Source organism: Pseudomonas sp. HY13-MNA-CIBAN-0226 (assembly GCF_040310305.1).
In the GTDB taxonomy this organism is placed as follows: Bacteria; Pseudomonadota; Gammaproteobacteria; order Pseudomonadales; family Pseudomonadaceae; genus Aquipseudomonas; species Aquipseudomonas gregormendelii.
The window spans coordinates 1-231 of the sequence record NZ_JBEOPS010000692.1 but is presented as its reverse complement, the minus strand read 5'-3'; the positions used below and the strand labels follow the sequence as shown (position 1 = coordinate 231).

At 45.9% G+C, this 231-nt stretch carries 1 protein-coding gene; it reads right to left on the bottom strand.

Annotated elements, in window-relative coordinates:
• On the bottom strand, positions 1–231 hold a 231-nt coding region (locus tag AAEZ05_RS30465; RefSeq protein ID WP_350650427.1), incomplete at both ends, for an iron chelate uptake ABC transporter family permease subunit.

Below are 231 nucleotides of genomic sequence, written 5' to 3'. Positions count from 1 at the left end.
GCTCTGAGTTGCACCAACCATAGATGGCTCTACAAAGCGATTTTTTAATACTACTTGGATAATCATGCCAGCCACTGCCATCGCAATACCAGTCAAAATAATGGCGATGGTACGCGGTATACGACTAACCAATAGCAGCGAGCTATCAGAATTGGCACTCTGAGTCAGCAGGCTCTGCAAGATACCTGACCACGAAAAGTCAGCCACCCCAATAGATAAGCTCAATAACAC